Annotated in this window: 11 protein-coding genes and 1 pseudogene; 2 read left to right on the plus strand and 10 right to left on the minus strand. The window is 48.3% G+C overall.

The genetic code is table 11. The features are described from left to right. Nucleotides 1-58 precede the first annotated feature (58 nt). The 9 genes and pseudogenes from ABIE50_RS09820 to ABIE50_RS09860 form a co-directional block, all read right to left on the minus strand. Complete coding sequence (locus ABIE50_RS09820; RefSeq protein ID WP_209864002.1) at nucleotides 59-490, minus strand: phosphohydrolase; 432 nt, start codon at nucleotides 488-490, stop codon at nucleotides 59-61. A gap of 58 nt (nucleotides 491-548) precedes the next feature. Then, nucleotides 549-2,480: pseudogene (gene nagB / locus ABIE50_RS09825) on the minus strand (glucosamine-6-phosphate deaminase); the annotation flags it as partial. Nucleotides 2,481-2,714: 234 nt separating this feature from the next. Continuing rightward, the gene (locus tag ABIE50_RS09830) at nucleotides 2,715-5,009 is read right to left on the minus strand and encodes a glycoside hydrolase family 20 protein (RefSeq protein WP_209863999.1); all 2,295 of its coding nucleotides are present in this window, start codon (nucleotides 5,007-5,009) and stop codon (nucleotides 2,715-2,717) included. An 18-nt stretch (nucleotides 5,010-5,027) separates the two neighbouring features. Beyond that, a complete protein-coding gene (locus tag ABIE50_RS09835; protein WP_209863996.1) occupies nucleotides 5,028-5,795 on the minus strand; it encodes an endonuclease/exonuclease/phosphatase family protein in 768 nt (255 codons plus the stop codon). A gap of 7 nt (nucleotides 5,796-5,802) precedes the next feature. Next, on the minus strand, nucleotides 5,803-6,687 hold the full coding sequence (locus tag ABIE50_RS09840) for an alkaline phosphatase family protein (protein WP_209863994.1): 885 nt from the start codon (nucleotides 6,685-6,687) through the stop codon (nucleotides 5,803-5,805). Nucleotides 6,688-6,774: 87 nt separating this feature from the next. Then, on the minus strand, nucleotides 6,775-7,530 hold the full coding sequence (locus ABIE50_RS09845; protein WP_209863992.1) for a copper homeostasis protein CutC: 756 nt from the start codon (nucleotides 7,528-7,530) through the stop codon (nucleotides 6,775-6,777). A 64-nt stretch (nucleotides 7,531-7,594) separates the two neighbouring features. Continuing rightward, nucleotides 7,595-8,650, minus strand: coding sequence for a glycosylasparaginase (locus tag ABIE50_RS09850; RefSeq protein WP_209863989.1), 1,056 nt, complete (start codon nucleotides 8,648-8,650; stop codon nucleotides 7,595-7,597). A gap of 33 nt (nucleotides 8,651-8,683) precedes the next feature. After that, a complete protein-coding gene (locus ABIE50_RS09855) occupies nucleotides 8,684-9,649 on the minus strand; it encodes an ROK family protein (RefSeq protein WP_209863987.1) in 966 nt (321 codons plus the stop codon). Continuing rightward, nucleotides 9,621-11,537 (minus strand): MFS transporter, encoded by a 1,917-nt coding sequence (locus ABIE50_RS09860; protein ID WP_209863983.1) that lies wholly within the window; start codon nucleotides 11,535-11,537, stop codon nucleotides 9,621-9,623. Before ABIE50_RS09860 ends, ABIE50_RS09855 begins: the two co-directional genes overlap by 29 nt. Before the next feature lie 197 nt (nucleotides 11,538-11,734). On the opposite strand from ABIE50_RS09860, the gene ABIE50_RS09865 reads away from it, so the two are divergent. Then, entirely contained in the window at nucleotides 11,735-13,057 is a 1,323-nt protein-coding gene (locus ABIE50_RS09865) for a sugar MFS transporter (RefSeq protein ID WP_209863981.1), read from the plus strand. Between the two features lie 109 nt (nucleotides 13,058-13,166). After that, entirely contained in the window at nucleotides 13,167-14,312 is a 1,146-nt protein-coding gene (galK, locus tag ABIE50_RS09870) for a galactokinase (RefSeq protein WP_209863979.1), read from the plus strand. A gap of 228 nt (nucleotides 14,313-14,540) precedes the next feature. On the opposite strand, the gene ABIE50_RS09875 is transcribed toward galK, so the two are convergent. Next, a complete protein-coding gene (locus ABIE50_RS09875) occupies nucleotides 14,541-15,935 on the minus strand; it encodes a Gfo/Idh/MocA family protein (RefSeq protein WP_142683402.1) in 1,395 nt (464 codons plus the stop codon). Nucleotides 15,936-16,058: the final 123 nt, after the last annotated feature.

The following is a 16,058-nucleotide window of genomic DNA, read 5'->3' on the forward strand; positions in this document are numbered from 1 at the left end:
GCTATTCTGTTTTCTACTGTAATTTAATAGTTTAATCGGAAGGCGTTGAAAAAATATTCTACTGGATAACAGCGGCCGCTATCCGGCGGTAAGCGTGCAGGTATTTGTTCAGGCGGGCTATATCCTGCTCTTTTATTGCTGTCATACGCCTGATATCCATGTTGTCGGTCAGGTCGTTGAGCTTAACCATGCAGGCCAAACGGTTCTGGAGGGTACGGTCTACGAAGTGGTTGTAATCTTCATCCTCCTCCAGCTTGGTAACACAGTAAAGGGCTGCCAGCAGGTGAGGGGCTAGTCCTTCCTGTTCAAGGGCCTCAAAGGTCCAGTCGGTATCTTCTACCACGTCATGCAGTACGCCAACAATTTTCTCGTCTTCGGTGCGCCCCATTTGCATTACCCGGAACACGTGTCCTATATAGGGTTGCCCGTATTTGTCTACCTGGTCTTTATGGGCGGTAGTAGCTATTTCGATCGCTCTGCTCAGATTCATATAAAAAAATAAAAGGGGCTGCGATGGTTATCACAGCCCCCTAAAATTATGATTTTATTTACATAAAATGATAACGTACAAATGCTTCCATGGCGGCATACTTCTGCAAGCCCAGGCGGTCGTACAGGTCGGCCGTGTTGGCGTTGCGGTCTTCAGCACGCTGCCAGAACTCGCGGAGATCTGTTCCCTGGAAAGGCACTACATCTTTCTGGCTCTGGTGGATGAAGATACCGAGGCGTTTCTGCATTACCTGGTCGGGGCTCATAGGAACGGCCATTTCAATTTCATGAATATCCCATTCCTGCCATGCGCCTTTGTACAGCCATACCCAGCAGTCTTTCGCCCAGTCTTCAGTTTTCACGATTTCCAGGGCCGCAAAGATAATGTCCAGGCACACCTTGTGGGTTCCATGCGGATCGGCAAGATCGCCGGCGCAGAAGATCTGTTGCGGTTTCAGTTTACGCAGCAGTTCTACGGTCACTGCCACATCTTCAGGTCCCATTGGTTTCTTTTCCACCAAACCGGTTTCATAGAAAGGCAGGTTCATGAAATGGGCATTTTCTTCCGGGATACCTACATAACGGCAGGTGGCTTTTGCTTCGCAACGGCGGATCAGCCCTTTGATAGCGCGGATCTCAGGAGTATCTTTCTGGCTTGGCTTCTTGGTACGGATGAATGCTTTTGCTTCATCCAGGATCAGGGAGCTTTTGCTTTTGTCAATGTCGAACATTCCTTCAAAACCTACGGCAAAGTCGATGAAGCGCAGCAGGAACTCGTCTGTTACGGCAATGTTACCGGAGGTCTGGTAAGCTACATGTACATCATGGCCTTGTTCATGCAGGCGGATGAAAGTACCGCCCATAGAAATGATATCGTCATCAGGATGCGGAGAGAAGATCAGCGCGCGCTTTTTAGCGGGTTCTGAACGCTCAGGGTGATTGGGTAACTGCGGGCCTGGTTTACCTCCGGGCCAGCCGGTAATAGTATCACGTATAGCGTTGAATTCTTCAATATTCAGCTCATAGGCAGAACCATACTGTACGATCAGGTCGTTCAAACCATTTTCGTTGTAGTCCTTATCGGTGAGCATCAGGATAGGCTTGTTCAGCTTCAGGGCCAGGCTGGTTACCGCTTTGCGGATCAGGCCTGGTGTCCACTCGCAGTCGCCGGTGAGCCATGGTTCATTGAAACGGGTGAGTTCAGCCGCTGCCTGTTCGTCGATCACAAACTTGCAGTTGGCATGTTGCTGCAGCAGGGAAGCAGGCACCTGGTCGGTACTATGCCCTTCTACAGAACGGCGAACGATCTTTGATTTATGGGAGCCCCATGCCATCAGGATGATACGCTTTGCTTTAAAGATACTGCTGAGGCCCATGGTGATAGCAAGGCGTGGCACCTGGCTCATATTCGGGAACTCATACGCATTGGCTAAACGGGTGCTGTTGTCCAGCGTCACCAGACGGGTGTGGGAATTAATGTTGGCGCCGGGCTCGTTGAAACCAATGTGACCGTTGTTACCAATACCCAGTACCTGGATATCGATACCGCCTAAGTCTTCAATACGTTTGTCGTAAGCCTCGCAATATTTCTTGATCTGGTCCTTTGGAATGGTACCATCAGGTATGTTGTACCGGCCTTCAGGAATATCAACATGATTGAACAGATGCTCTTTCATAAAGCGGTTGTAGCTCTGTAAAGCATCCGGCTCTATAGGGTAATACTCATCCAGGTTAAATGTGATGACGTTCTTAAAGCTAAGCCCTTCTTCTTTGTGCAGGCGTACTAATTCTGCATACAGATATTTAGGAGTAGAGCCGGTGGCCAGTCCTAAAATGCAATCCTGGCCGGCAGCCTGCTTTTCGCGGATCAGTGCGGCAATTTCCTGTGCTACTGCTTTGGAACCTTCTTTGGCAGAAGGATGTATTTCCACAGCAATTTGTTCAAAGCTGTCGATCAGTTCGATTTCCTGATGATTAATCGTCATTTGTAAACGTTTTTGATTAGATGCGGTTTAAAAACGAGCCGGAAAATTAAAGAATTTACTGCTAACGCGCATTTTTATGTAGCAATATTTAAATTATAATTTCTTCAGCTTATAATAAACCATTTAATATTTGATCTCGTTAATATGTTTAGCGCACAGCGGTTGAAGGCCGTATCACATTTTTGGTGTAGGAGTCATAAATGAAAACCGTTCTGCATTTTGCCGGGACGGTTTTCTCTTTTAATTGATGATAAACTCATCAGCAAACAGCCATGCACCGTTGCCTGCTCCTGGGGCCCCGGCGGGAATCTTACCAAAGTTCTGCATCTGCACTTTCACAAACTTTCCACGCACCGCCTGCAAATGGCCTCTTACTTTGCTGATACCCTGTTGTGCAAAGGTGCTTTGTTTGTATACCTCTTTAAATGTTTTACCATCGTCAGATACCGCAAACACTACCTGTTTCGGCGGGTAGATCCAGTCGCCCTTTGCATTGACAGTATTAATGCCCACCAGGTGAATATCCTGTACACTGTCCAGTTCCACTATTGCTTCCATATCCTTTCCGTTGAATCCAAACCACTCATTGTCGTTGTAAGCGGCATTCCCTTCTATACCATTTACCAGCACGAAGTTGGTATCCGGCCGGTGGCCAGCATCTGCCGCGGTCATGCTGCTGATCTTTTTAGCCAGTCCTTTGTGAAATAAAAATGCCTGGTTGTATTCATTGCCAAAAGGTTTGCCATCCAGGAACACCTGTGCGCGCAGCGTGCCGGTATGCGTGATCTGCACGGGCGTGGTATAGGGAGTCGCCTGAGGGGTAGGAGCAGTACTATCGGTGGTAAAAAATATTTTACCGCCATCCAGTTTGGAAGCCAGTATTACATCCACACCGCCTTTACCGTTATCCGTTACTTTGCCGGTCACTTCAAAAACATGTTTGGCATAGTTTACTTTTTTCAGATCCAGTCTTTTCAGATGCACTTTCAAACGTTCGGTAAAGTTGTCGTAGTTACGCTTATCTTTTGGCGACCAAAGCACTTCCGATAAAGCAGCTGCACGCGGATATACCATGTATTCGAGATAGTTGGTGTTGTTAATGTACTCTGTCCATACGTTGGCCTGCGCGCCTTTGATATATTTGGCTTCATCGCTGTTCAGTTCTGAAGGCACCGGTTCGTAGGAGTATACTTTGCTTACCGGCAGGAATCCGCCGATAGCCAGTGGCTCATTGGGGCCTCTCGACTGGTAATGATCAAAGTAGCAGAATTCGCCCGGTGTCATAATTACATCGTGTTTTTGTCTGGCTGCAGCAATACCGCCTTCAATGCCTCTCCAGCTCATTACAGTGGCGTTGGGCGCCAAACCTCCTTCCAGTATTTCATCCCAGCCGATGATCTGCCTGCCTTTGCTGTTCAGGTATTTCTCCATTCGCTGAATAAAATAGCTTTGCAGGGCATGTTCATCTTTCAACCCTTCCTGTTTCATGCGTGCCTGGCATTTAGGACATTTTTCCCAGCGTACTTTGGGCGATTCATCACCGCCAATGTGGATATACCTGCCGGGAAACAGCGCCATTACTTCGTCCAGCACATCCTGCAGGAAAAGATAAACGCTGTCGTTACCGGCGCAGTATACATCATCGTATACGCCCCAGCGGGTACCTACTTCATACGGCCCCCCGGTACAACCCAGGTTGGGATATGCAGCAAGCGCCGCGAGTGAATGTCCCGGCATTTCAATTTCCGGGATCACCGTGATGAAATGATCAGCAGCATACTGCACTACTTCTTTTACCTGTTCCTGTGTATAAAAGCCACCATAAGGTTTGCCATCGTATTTATTGTCGGCATAACGGCCTGCCATTGTTTCTTTCCGTTTGGAAGCCACTTCCTGCAGGCGCGGATATTTTTTGATTTCAATTCGCCAGCCCTGATCTTCTGTTAAGTGCCAGTGAAACGTGTTCAGCTTGTGCATCGCCATCAGGTCGATATACTTCTTTATAAAATCAACAGAAAAGAAGTGCCGGCCCACATCCAGGTGCAGCCCGCGGTAAGCAAAGCGTGGCGCATCGGTAATGCTTACGCCGGGTACAAACATAGCGTGTGCTTTTTCCACCGGCAGCAGCTGGATCAGCGTCTGTACGCCGTAAAAAGTGCCGGCCCCACTGTTGCCTTTAATGATGATGTTGTTGTGACTGGCAGTAAGCGTATAGCCTTCTGCGTTAGTACTGTCGTTACCGGTTTGCAGGAGGATGGCATTTTTATCTCCCTGCGCTTTAACCTCCAGTTCATAGCCTGTAAGTTCTTTGAGCCAGGCATTGAATAAAGCGGCTGTTTTTTTGTCGCTTTCATTGCCGGCAACAATCACGGTTTGCTTGTCCAGTAAAAAAGAATCAGCTGTTTCGCTGATGCTGGCAGGCATAGGAATGATGCTCACATTGCCCCTGGGAACAGCCGGCTGCCGTTGGGAACAGCTCCACAGGCCGGCTGCAGCCATCAGTAGGCACAGGTGAATTACGCTTTTCATTGTCATATAATGGATTGTTTTTTCTTATTTCATTTCCAGCTCACACAGCACCGGCCGGTGGTCTGATGCAACGGTTTCTTCAATGATCCGTGCACCGGTGACTGTCCACCGGTGTTTGGGAGCAATCATGATATAATCCAGTTTTATCTTCGGCGAATCGGAAGGAAATGTAGGTCCCATCTGGCTGGTTGCGTCCATGAACACTTCTTTCAGGATGTTCACTTCTTTTGATGCAGGTGCGGCGTTAAAATCTCCTGCAATAATAACGGGAGTAGCCGTTGCCCTGAAATAGCCGGCCAGTTCGTTCGCCTGTGCAATACGGTCGCCGGCCTTTTTGCCTGCATCCAGGTGAGTGGTCACAAACTGCAGGGAGCTGTCGCCAGGCAGTTTTACGGTAACAATACCTGCTGCCCTGGGCTCATTTCCTTTTCCGGAAGGTAATAAAAGGGTAGTGTTGCTGCTGATGGGAAAGCGGGAAAGGATACCAGTGCCGTAACCACCGCCATCAAAATCCATTGCCTTGGCAAAGTAGGTATACATGCCGGTGATGGAGGCCAGTTCTTTCAGCTGGTCCGACTGGCTGGTACGGCCGGTAGCGCTGTCTACCTCCTGCAGCGCCACCAGGTCGGGATTGGTGGCCAGAATCACGTTGGCAATACCCTGGAGGTCCAGTACCTGTTTCATGTTCTCCCCATGATGAATGTTGTAGGTGAGCACTTTTACTTTTTGTGTTTGTGCAAAGAGGGCGCCACCGGCCACACACACCATCGTAATAAGCAGCATTTTTTTCATATGAATATCATTTGAACGCTTCCGTTACGGGTCTTCCGGTCCACACCTGCGGTGTTTTCAGCCCGAAGATCCAGGCAAGAGTTGCAGCAGTATCGTAGGTAACCACGCTGCTTTTGATCTCTTTGTTTTTTGCCACACCAGGGCCACGGATGATCCAGGGGATCTGCATTTCTTCCATCGTTTTGCCGCCATGTCCTTTCCTGATACCGCCATGATCTGCCGTGAGCAGGATAATGGTGTTATCCCACATCCCTGCATCTTTCACAGCCTGCAGAATTTTCCCCAGCAACACATCATTCTTTGCTACCTGGTCGAAGTAAGGTTGTATATTATGACCAATATTGTGCCCCGTTCCATCGGGCTCATCAAAATGGATGAACAGGAAATCCGGTTTCTTCTCCTTGATGTATGCTACAGATGCTGCGGTAGCAAGACTGTCGTTATCATGCGTACCAAGGTCTTTGTTAACCGCCGCTTTGGGAAACAGGTAACCGATACCATCCCAGCTGTAAATAACGCCTATTTCTGCCTTTGGCTGCTGCCCGCGCAACAACGTATAAATAGAAGGAAACATTCCATACTGATCCAGTTCGCGGGAAGGCAGTTCCGGTTTGCGGCTGTCCCATTCTGTATAACCATGTACTTCAGGACCCGCGCCCATCACCATAGAGGCCCAGTTAACCGCACTGGAGGAAGGCAATACACTACGGGCCTGCAAGGTCCACGCACCGTCCTGCATCATTTGTTTCATGTTGGGGTTGTCCACTTTCGGGAAACAGTAAGCGCCGAAGCCATCCATGCCTATCAGGATAACATGCTTTACCCCTTTGACCTGTGCCTGCGCGAAGAATCCGCCAAGCAACAAGCCTGTTGCAATGATCAATTTTTTCATTTCGTTGTTCACTTTTGGGACCGGCATGTGCCGGCCGCTATAATTATTATTGGGTTTTCAATAAAGCTTTCAGCTAAACATCAACGGCTAAGATAATAATGTTTTCTCGCCTATTTCACGGATCAATGCTACTTCTTTTTTCTGTGTGGCAGAGATGCCATACTCAGGAACGCCGGGAATGCCGCCCATGCTCACATTGGGGTTGCGGTAAATCATGCCGCTTTCTTCATAGGCTTTTGCGGAAGTATGATATTCCGTAACACCGGTAGCTGTGATCAGTTGTGCAATATTAGCCGCCCGCACACCGGAGCCGGCCATAATGGCAATACGGTCGTTAGCCCTTTCCACCAGCTCTTTCAGCAGAACGGCGCCTTCCAGGGCAGTATTGCGCGCTCCTGAAGTGAGTATCCTTTCGCAGCCAATGGAAATAATATCTTCCAGGGCTTCAAACGGGTTGTCTGTCATGTCGAACGCACGGTGAAAAGTAACGCCCATTGGCCATGCCAGGTCCACAAGTATTTTACATCTTTTTTTATCCACCCGGCCATCCGGCATAAGGATACCGATCACCACACCATTGCAACCCAGTTGTTTGCTCAGTTCGATATCACGTTTCATTATTTCAAACTCCAGGTCCGAATAAAGAAAATCGCCGCCCCGCGGGCGGATAATAGGGTAGAGATCTATCTTCACTTTTTCCCTTGCCAGCGCAATGGTGCCATAGCTGGGCGTGGTACCACCTTCCAGCAGGTTGTCACAAAGCTCTATCCGGTTTGCGCCGCCTTCTTCCGCAGCAATGCAGGAGGCCACGGAACCTGCGCATATTTCGAGGGTGAACGACATAAACACAACTTTAAAGATAAGATGCAGGTACAGGGACCAGCATTGTAGTGCTGATCCCTGCCTGTCAGAAATAATGTTTTCCGTCAATTAACACATTGCTGGTGTCGCTGGTGCACACGGCATAGCTAAAGCCTTTCTGGAGGCAGTAAGCGCCATGTTCACCTTTTTTATTGAGGGCCAGGAAACCAACCTGGATTTCTTTTGCTTTGGAGGGGCTTCTTTTCACGATGCGCTCTACCGCTTCTTTACAGGCCTTTTCAGGCGGGTAGCCCTGGCGCATCAGTTCCACTACAAGATGGCTGCCTACTATTTTTATCACTTCTTCTCCAACACCGGTACTGGTAGCAGCGCCTACTTCGTTGTCTACATATAATCCTGCGCCAATGATGGGCGAATCGCCCACGCGGCCATGCAGCTTGAAAGCCATACCGCTGGTAGTGCAGGCGCCGGACAGGTTGCCGGCGGCGTCCATAGCTACCATGCCTATGGTATCGTGGTTGTACACATTCCCCGGCAGCATCAGCGGATTAAAAGCCGTGGCGCCGTTGGTGGGTGTATACGATTTATTTTCTATGTTGATGACCGGTTTGTATTCTGATGTTTTCAACCACTCTTTCCATGCTTTTTCAGATTCCGGGGTCAGCAGGTTTTCCTTTTGGAAACCGTTGGCCAGTGCGAACTGCAATGCGCCGTCGCCTACCAGCATTACGTGCGGTGTTTTCTCCATCACCATGCGGGCTACGGAAATAGCGTGAGTTACATGTTCCAGCGCGCCAACCGAGCCACAGTTGCCATGTTCATCCATGATGCAGGCATCGAGGGTAACACGGCCGTCGCGGTCAGGGAAACCGGAGAAACCAACGGTATGATTATTTGGATCTGCTTCCGGGATCTTTACGCCTGCTTCTACCGCATCCAGTGCGCGGCCGCCCTGTTTCAGCACGTCCCAGGCAGCTGCATTGGCCGCACGGCCAAAGTCCCAGGTAGATACCACAACAGGCTTCCCTTTTACCGGTCCCCGCTTCCCCTGCGAACGTGCAGGCGTTCCCGTTACTCCATCCAAAGAGAAAACAGCGGCGCTGAGGGCCGCTGTTTTCAGGAATGATCTTCTATTACTCATATAAAGCATTTTATACTTTTCTGCTGCTGAAAGTTAATCTTTCATTTCCCATGCCAGCGCGCTGGCGCCCAGGATAGCTGCATCGCTTTCTTTCAGTTCAGAGAACAGCAATTTAACCTTATTCTGGAAAATAGGAAGCAGGTTCTTTTCCATATGCTCCCGTACCGGTTTCATAATGAGGTCGCCGGCTTTGGTAAGTCCGCCGAACAGCACAATGGCTTCCGGGCTGGAGAACATAACGAAATTGGCGAGGGCTTCACCGAGTATCTTACCGGTGAACTCATATACCTCCATGGCCAGCGGATCGCCTTTCATGGCTGCTTCATAAATGAGCTTGGAATTGATCTCTTCATTGGTATGTTCCCGCATCATGCTCGGTGTATCCGGGCGGTTGGCCAGGAACTCGATAGCGGTGTTGGTAACGCCGGTAGCGGAAGCATAGGCTTCCAGTGAACCATGCGCACCTGTGCCCGCGTGCAGCCTGCCACCGGGGATCACAATGCAATGTCCCAGTTCGCCGGCGAAGCCGTCGTGGCCATAAATCAGCTGCCCGTTGGCCACAATGCCGCTTCCCACGCCTGTACCCAGGGTGATCACGATAAAGTCTTTCATGCCCCTGGCTGCACCGTAGATCAGCTCGCCCAATGCCGCTGCGTTGGCGTCGTTGGTGAGTACGGTAGGTAAACCAAATTTCTGTTCCAGCAAACTGGCTAATGGCACTACGCCTTTCCAGCGCAGGTTTGGCGCATATTCTATATTGCCGGTATAGTAGTTCCCGTTGGGAGCGCCTACGCCGATGCCTTTCATGTTTTCAATACCGCCGGCTTCATTAATAAGAATAGACAGGTGTCCGTGTAATTCATCCAGGAAGCCGTCTACATTTTCATGCTGATTGGTCAGCATACGACCATCACCAATAATATTACCCCTGCGATCTACAATACCGAATTTGGTGTTAGTACCCCCGATATCAATGCCCACCGCTAACTGCTGACTCATAATCAATTCCTTGAGATTTTAAAATGGTTTTAACTCTAAATGCGAAGAACGCGAGATAAGCAAAGCACAGCGCCGGAATAATGTAAGAGGCGTGGATACCAATGCTTGAAATGTCTGCCAGACCGCCCTGTACAGGAGGAATGAGGGAACCGCCGAGGATCATCATTACCAGGAATGCAGAACCCTGACCGGTATACTTACCCAGGCCTGCGATAGATAATGCGAAGATGCTTGGCCACATTACAGAGCAGAACAATCCGCCGCTGATAAAGGCAAATGTAGCCAGCTGCCCGGTGGTGAATAACCCGATCAGCACAGAGCCAACTCCCAGCAAACCAAAGATGGTGAGGGTTTTGGCAGGTTTGTCCTGGCCGGCGAAGAAACCTATGATCTGTACCACAATACAGATGGCATATGGATATAAAACACTGATATCATTGCCTTTGATACTGTTGGCGCCGAGAATAACACCGTAAGCTACAAAAGGTACAATTACACAGAGAATATTACGGGTTGTTTTGGAAACATTGAATACGCTGATAGCGCCGGTCCAGCGGCCAATCATCATACTGCCCCAGAACAGCGATACATAGGGATCCAGTTCTGATTCAGCCAAACCTTTCACTGTAAGGAAACCAGGATGTTTCAGCAAAGCGCCGAGATTACTGGCAATAGATACTTCCACCCCTACATAAATAAAAATGGCCAGCATACCGAGGATCAGCTGCGGATATTTCATGGCGCCCCATCCTTCGCTGTTATTCGCGGACGACATTTTAGTATAAAAGAGTATGCCTATAATACCTACAATACCTGCGATGAACATAGGCAGCTCAAATTTCAGCACCAGCCCGAGGAGGATGAAGATAAACATCAGCGTGATACCCAGCAATGACCTGGTAGCTTTCGGAGATGATTCAAAACCTTCGGTATCCTGGCTTTCCGGCATCTTCACAAAAGCGAAAATAGCAGCGGCAATCAGGAACAGGGCAATGAGCAGGAAATATAAAGTGTTGATCTTACTGATATCGGTGCTTACTTCGCCGCCTTTAATATTACCAAACAGCAGCATGCTCACGATAATAGGCCCGATGGTAGTACCAAAGGAGTTAATACCACCTGCCAGGTTCAAACGGTGAGTACCTTTGGCAGGATCTCCCAGTAAAATAGCGAATGGATTGGCAGCGGTTTGCTGCAGTGAAAATCCTAAGGCAACTATAAATAAGGCCATCAGGATAAGGGCAAAATATCCGAACGTAACGGTTTGTTTAAAATCTGTGTCCAGCACGGTAACTATCTTTTCCAGGTTGGCTTTGGAGAAGGTGGCAGCATACTGGTGATGCTCTTCATCTTTTGTAAAACCTCCGGAAACCGCGGAAAGTAGCTGGGCATTGGTGGTGTACTTTTCAGCAGATTCATTGTTGCTGATCAGGAGAGAGTAAGTGTCAGGATCCTTTTCGCGGCGGATCTTTACCTGCCTGTCGGAAGTCTGCAGCTGTTGCTCTACCTGGAAACCATTGATGTCGCTTACAGTTTCCTTAATAGGAACAATCTTTTCCTTATTCACACATGGAATCATGATGACCGAACCCAGCACGGAAATCAGCAGTCCGTATATGATACCCTTTTTATACCCGATCTTGTTGAGGATATCCACCTTTCTTGCCGTGGAAGCCAGGTACAGGATCAGGGAACCTATAAAATAGGCGCTGTAAAAAGAGAAGTCAATAAGTTGTGACTCCAGTTGGGTAAGATTAAAGTGAGATTTGCAGAAAGGGATAAAGATACTGTTGGATGCAGCCAGAAATCCCCAGAAAAAGAAAACCAGAATAAGCACAAAGAACGAAGGATGGGTACTTTGTGCGGTTTGTTTCGATTGCTGAATCATAAACGTGTTAAGTTACGGTGAAATTTTGCCGGTTAAATGTATAATTATTTTTTTAAAATTTTTTAAAAAGTCAAAATATTCTTGCAATTTAGTAATTAGGTAAAACGTTTTAGCAAAAATAATTGCGAAATATACAAGAAATATAGGAGAAGTTTAGTTATGTTCGTGCTTATCAAAAAAAATAATTCTGACAGCTTATGTCCAACCAAACAGTAACAATGAATGTACCCTCCAAGCAGGCCGGGTATGCGCAATCAATGGCTATCATCGGCATATTGTTTTTCGTATTCGGTTTTGTTACCTGGCTCAATGGAACGTTGATCCAGTTTTTCCAGATCGTGTGTGAACTGAATGTATCCCAGGCATTGCTGGTAACCATGGCCTTTTATATGGCCTACTTCTTCCTTTCTATTCCTTCTTCCTTTATCCTGAACAAAACGGGTTTCAAGAACGGGATGGCCTTAGGACTCCTTATTATAGCCATAGGCTCACTGGTCTTTATTCCTGCTGCCAACGCGCGCAGCTTCGCTATGTTCCTCACCGGCCTGTTCATCCAGGGCGCAGGATTGTCGTTACTGCAAACCGCTTCCAACCCCTATGCCAGTATCATCGGGCCAAAGGAAAGCGCCGCCAAACGCATCAGTATCCTCGGTATCTGTAACAAAAGCGCAGGCGCCCTTGCTCCATTGATCCTCAGCACTATTGTACTGAAAGGGGCCGACAAGCTGGAAAAAGATATTGCCGCAGCGGTAGACGCTGTGCAGAAAAACGCATTACTCGATAGCCTGGCCTCCCGCGTGATCGGGCCTTATGTGGCTATCGCCATCATATTAACCATACTGGCGTTTCTCCTGAAACGTTCTTCTTTACCGGAAATAGATACGAATACAGAAGATGAAGCTACTGCTGCAGCTACTACCGGTAAAACAAGCGTATTCCAGTTCCCCCAGCTGGTACTGGGCGTTCTCTGCATCTTTGTTTATGTGGGCGTGGAAGTAATGGCCGGCGACGTAATCGGCCAGTACGGAAAAGCACTCGGCATGAGCGTGGACGATACCAAGTATTTTACCACCTTTACCCTGATAGCCATGCTGGCAGGCTATGTAATAGGTATTGCCACCATTCCCAAATACCTCACCGGTAAAAAAGGATTGCAGATCTCCGCAGTACTGGGCGTACTGTTTACCGTAGCCGCTTATTTCAATACCGGGTTCTCCGCGGTAACGTTCATTGCTTTACTGGGACTGGCCAACGCACTCATGTGGCCCGCTATTTTCCCCATGGCGATCGACGGGCTGGGTCGCTTTACCAAAATAGGTTCCGCTTTACTGGTAATGGGTATTGCCGGTGGCGGGGTGATCCCGCAGATCTACAGCGGTATGTTCGACCAGCACAGCATGTTCAGCTTCCTGTACAGCAGCAGCATCGATTTCAGGCACGCATTCCTGTACTGCATGGTACCCTGCTACCTGTATATCCTCTTCTATGCCCTGGTGGGCGATAAAATAGGTAAGAATTAACTACTCCTGATATTATTTGAAAGGTTGTTCTGTTTTTCAGAACAACCTTTTTTATTTCTGAATCATTTTTATATTTTTAGGTGTAAATTTTACGTTTAATATTCTATTAATGATACAAGAAACCAGGGAGCAGTTTATCCACTTATTTGAAAAAGAGCCATTGATGGTCGTTTCCCCCGGAAGGATCAACCTGATCGGCGAGCATACAGATTACAACGACGGATTCGTTTTACCCGCAGCTATCGATAAAAAGATTGTATACGCCATTGCGCTTAATAATACCAGGCAATGTAATGTACACGCGGTTTTTATCAATGAAACCGTGTCATTCCAGCTGGAGGATGTGAAACCAACCCCGGGATGGATCAACTACCTCATGGGCATAGTGTATCAGCTGCAGGAGCGCGGGTTGGAGGTGCAGGGCTTTGATTGTGTACTGGCCGGAGATGTCCCCGTGGGCGCCGGTATGTCGTCGTCCGCTGCAGTTGAGGGCGGCCTTGTAGCGGCACTGGACCACATTTTCAAATATGGACTGGACCGTATGCAGATGGCCCTCATCGGCCAGAAGGCGGAACATACTTTCCCTGGTGTAAAATGCGGCATCATGGACCAGTTTGCCAACCTGCACGGTAAAAAGGACCAGGTAATGTGCCTCGATTGCCGCAGCCTGGAGTTTGAATATTTCCCATTCAATTTCCCCGATTATAAAATAGTACTGTGCAATTCCATGGTGCACCACTCCCTTGCTTCTTCCGAATATAATGTTCGCAGGCTGCAATGCGAGGAAGGCGTGAAAGCTATCCGGGTCAATCATCCTGCGGTTAAATCCCTGCGGGATGTCAACATGGATATGCTTAATGAAGTACGCGCCCAGTTATCTGATAAAGTATACGATCGCTGTAATTACGTGATCGCTGAAATACAGCGTGTACAGGATGCCACGGCATTGTTGAAAAAAGGCGACCTGCAGCAGTTTGGTGAGCTGATGTATGCCACCCACGAAGGACTGAGCAAACTGTATGAAGTAAGCTGTCCCGAACTGGATTTCCTGGTGTCGCTGGCAAAGGAAAGAAAAGAAGTGGCCGGCGCCCGCGTAATGGGAGGCGGTTTTGGCGGTTGCACCATCAACCTGGTAAAAGCAGACAAGGTAGACGAATACGTATCTTTTATCAAATCAAGATACCAGGATCAATATGGTAAAGAGCCGGAAGTATATGTAACGGTAATCGAAGAGGGCGTGTCTATTATAGACTAGAGCGGAGGGGATCGCCTGCGGCGATTGTCTTGGAACACTGATTACACTGATTACGCTGATTTTGATGATTAGTTGATTTTATTTTTTTAGAGAAGAAAGGGAGATCAAAGCAGATATACTCGCTTCGATCTCCCTTCTTTTATTAAAACTCAAGAGAACATCAAACTAATCATCAAAATCAGCGTAATCAGTGTTCCAAGACAATCGCCGCAGGCGATCCCCTTCGCTCTAGTACTCGTCGTTCAGCGCAAAGATCGGTGTCCTGTTCATCCAGCGGCCACGGGTAAAGTCGGGGATGAATTGTACGCTGCCGCCTTCTGCTACTGATTGCTCACTCAGCGGAGTGATGGCATACCAGGTAGCCATGTCGTATACATCCAGCGGGTATGGAGCGCCGCGTTTAATACATTCCAGGAAGGAATTCAGTACAAACCAGTCCATGCCGCCATGACCAGCGCCTGCTGCATCGTTGGCATATTTTTTCCACAACGGGTGGTCGTATTTGCCGAAGTAGCTGTTAGGATCGTTGAAGTCGCCGGTTTTTTCCCACTCATCGTATTTGCTCTTCTTCTCTATATAAATAGAGCTCTGATCATCCATCCATAAACCGTTGGTTCCCTGAACACGGAAGTTCAGCGAATAAGGACGCGGAGAGTTGGTATCGTGCGACAGCATGATGGTTTCACCATTGTTGGTTTGGATCAGGGTAGACACGATATCGCCCAGTTTGAACCGCACCTTTGCATTTGGATGATTTTCACCGCCGTTATCCACAATGTACTTATGCAAGCCACGTGATTTGGTAGCTACGGATGTAAGCGACACCAAACGGTTACCGCGGTTAATGTTGATATAGTTGTTAACAGGGCCCAGACCATGGGAAGGGTAAAGGTCACCGTTACGGTGCACAGAGTGGTTGGTTCTCCATTTGGCTTCAGACAGCGCTTTTTCACCAAACTCTACGCCACCGCCATAATATTGCTTGCCATTGTTGAATTTCACCGCGCGAAGATCGTGCTGGTAGCCTCCCTGTAAGTGGGTAAGCTCGCCGAATAAACCCTGGCGTACCATGTTCAGCACGGCCATCACATCCCTGCGGTAACATACGTTTTCCATACCAAATACAGGGATACCGGTTTCTTCACTGGTGTTCACCAGCTCCCAGCATTCCTGGATATCAGATGCGCCGCATACTTCCACCGCCGGTGTTTTACCTGCTTTCATACAGGCCACTGCCATGATGGAATGCCATTCCCATGGAGTGGCAATGATCACTGCGTCGATGTCATCGCGCTTCAGCATGTTGCGGAAATCTTCAGGGCCATTGGTGTACTCAGCTACTTTTCTTTTGCCGCCGTATACCTTTTCAATCATTGCTCTTACCTTGGGAAGAGTGTAGGCAGTGTCGGGATCAGCGAAAGCAACAACTTCCGCATCTTCGCGATGGAGGCAGAAATTCAGGTGACCAAGTCCGCGGGCGCCAACGCCGATCAGGCCGATTCTAACCTTGGGTTTCTTTTCGCTGGCAAATAATTTGGCAGAAGAGCCAAGCATAGAAAGTCCTACGCCAGCCGCTACCGTGTTTTTCAGAAAGCTTCTGCGATGCAGTGGATTTTTATTCATTGTTCAAAGTTTATCGGCGTATACATTATACGTCTTAGAAGGGACTAAATTTATAAAAATTGATTTATCAAAACCAACCCAATGAGAAATAATCTTACATTTTTGTGATAAACGGCGGGGAAA

The organism is Chitinophaga sp. OAE865 (assembly GCF_040546735.1).
In the GTDB taxonomy this organism is placed as follows: Bacteria; Bacteroidota; Bacteroidia; order Chitinophagales; family Chitinophagaceae; genus Chitinophaga; species Chitinophaga polysaccharea_A.

What these genes read in the sequence shown, in the direction of transcription:
- ABIE50_RS09820 (WP_209864002.1), bottom strand. Translation starts at nt 490, where the DNA reads ATGAATCTGAGCAGAGCGATCGAAATAGCTACTACCGCCCATAAAGAC.
- ABIE50_RS09830 (WP_209863999.1), bottom strand. Translation starts at nt 5,009, where the DNA reads ATGACAATGAAAAGCGTAATTCACCTGTGCCTACTGATGGCTGCAGCC.
- ABIE50_RS09835 (WP_209863996.1), bottom strand. Translation starts at nt 5,795, where the DNA reads ATGAAAAAAATGCTGCTTATTACGATGGTGTGTGTGGCCGGTGGCGCC.
- ABIE50_RS09840 (WP_209863994.1), bottom strand. Translation starts at nt 6,687, where the DNA reads ATGAAAAAATTGATCATTGCAACAGGCTTGTTGCTTGGCGGATTCTTC.
- ABIE50_RS09845 (WP_209863992.1), bottom strand. Translation starts at nt 7,530, where the DNA reads ATGTCGTTCACCCTCGAAATATGCGCAGGTTCCGTGGCCTCCTGCATT.
- ABIE50_RS09850 (WP_209863989.1), bottom strand. Translation starts at nt 8,650, where the DNA reads ATGAGTAATAGAAGATCATTCCTGAAAACAGCGGCCCTCAGCGCCGCT.
- ABIE50_RS09855 (WP_209863987.1), bottom strand. Translation starts at nt 9,649, where the DNA reads ATGAGTCAGCAGTTAGCGGTGGGCATTGATATCGGGGGTACTAACACC.
- ABIE50_RS09860 (WP_209863983.1), bottom strand. Translation starts at nt 11,537, where the DNA reads ATGATTCAGCAATCGAAACAAACCGCACAAAGTACCCATCCTTCGTTC.
- ABIE50_RS09865 (WP_209863981.1), top strand. Translation starts at nt 11,735, where the DNA reads ATGTCCAACCAAACAGTAACAATGAATGTACCCTCCAAGCAGGCCGGG.
- galK (WP_209863979.1), top strand. Translation starts at nt 13,167, where the DNA reads ATGATACAAGAAACCAGGGAGCAGTTTATCCACTTATTTGAAAAAGAG.
- ABIE50_RS09875 (WP_142683402.1), bottom strand. Translation starts at nt 15,935, where the DNA reads ATGAATAAAAATCCACTGCATCGCAGAAGCTTTCTGAAAAACACGGTA.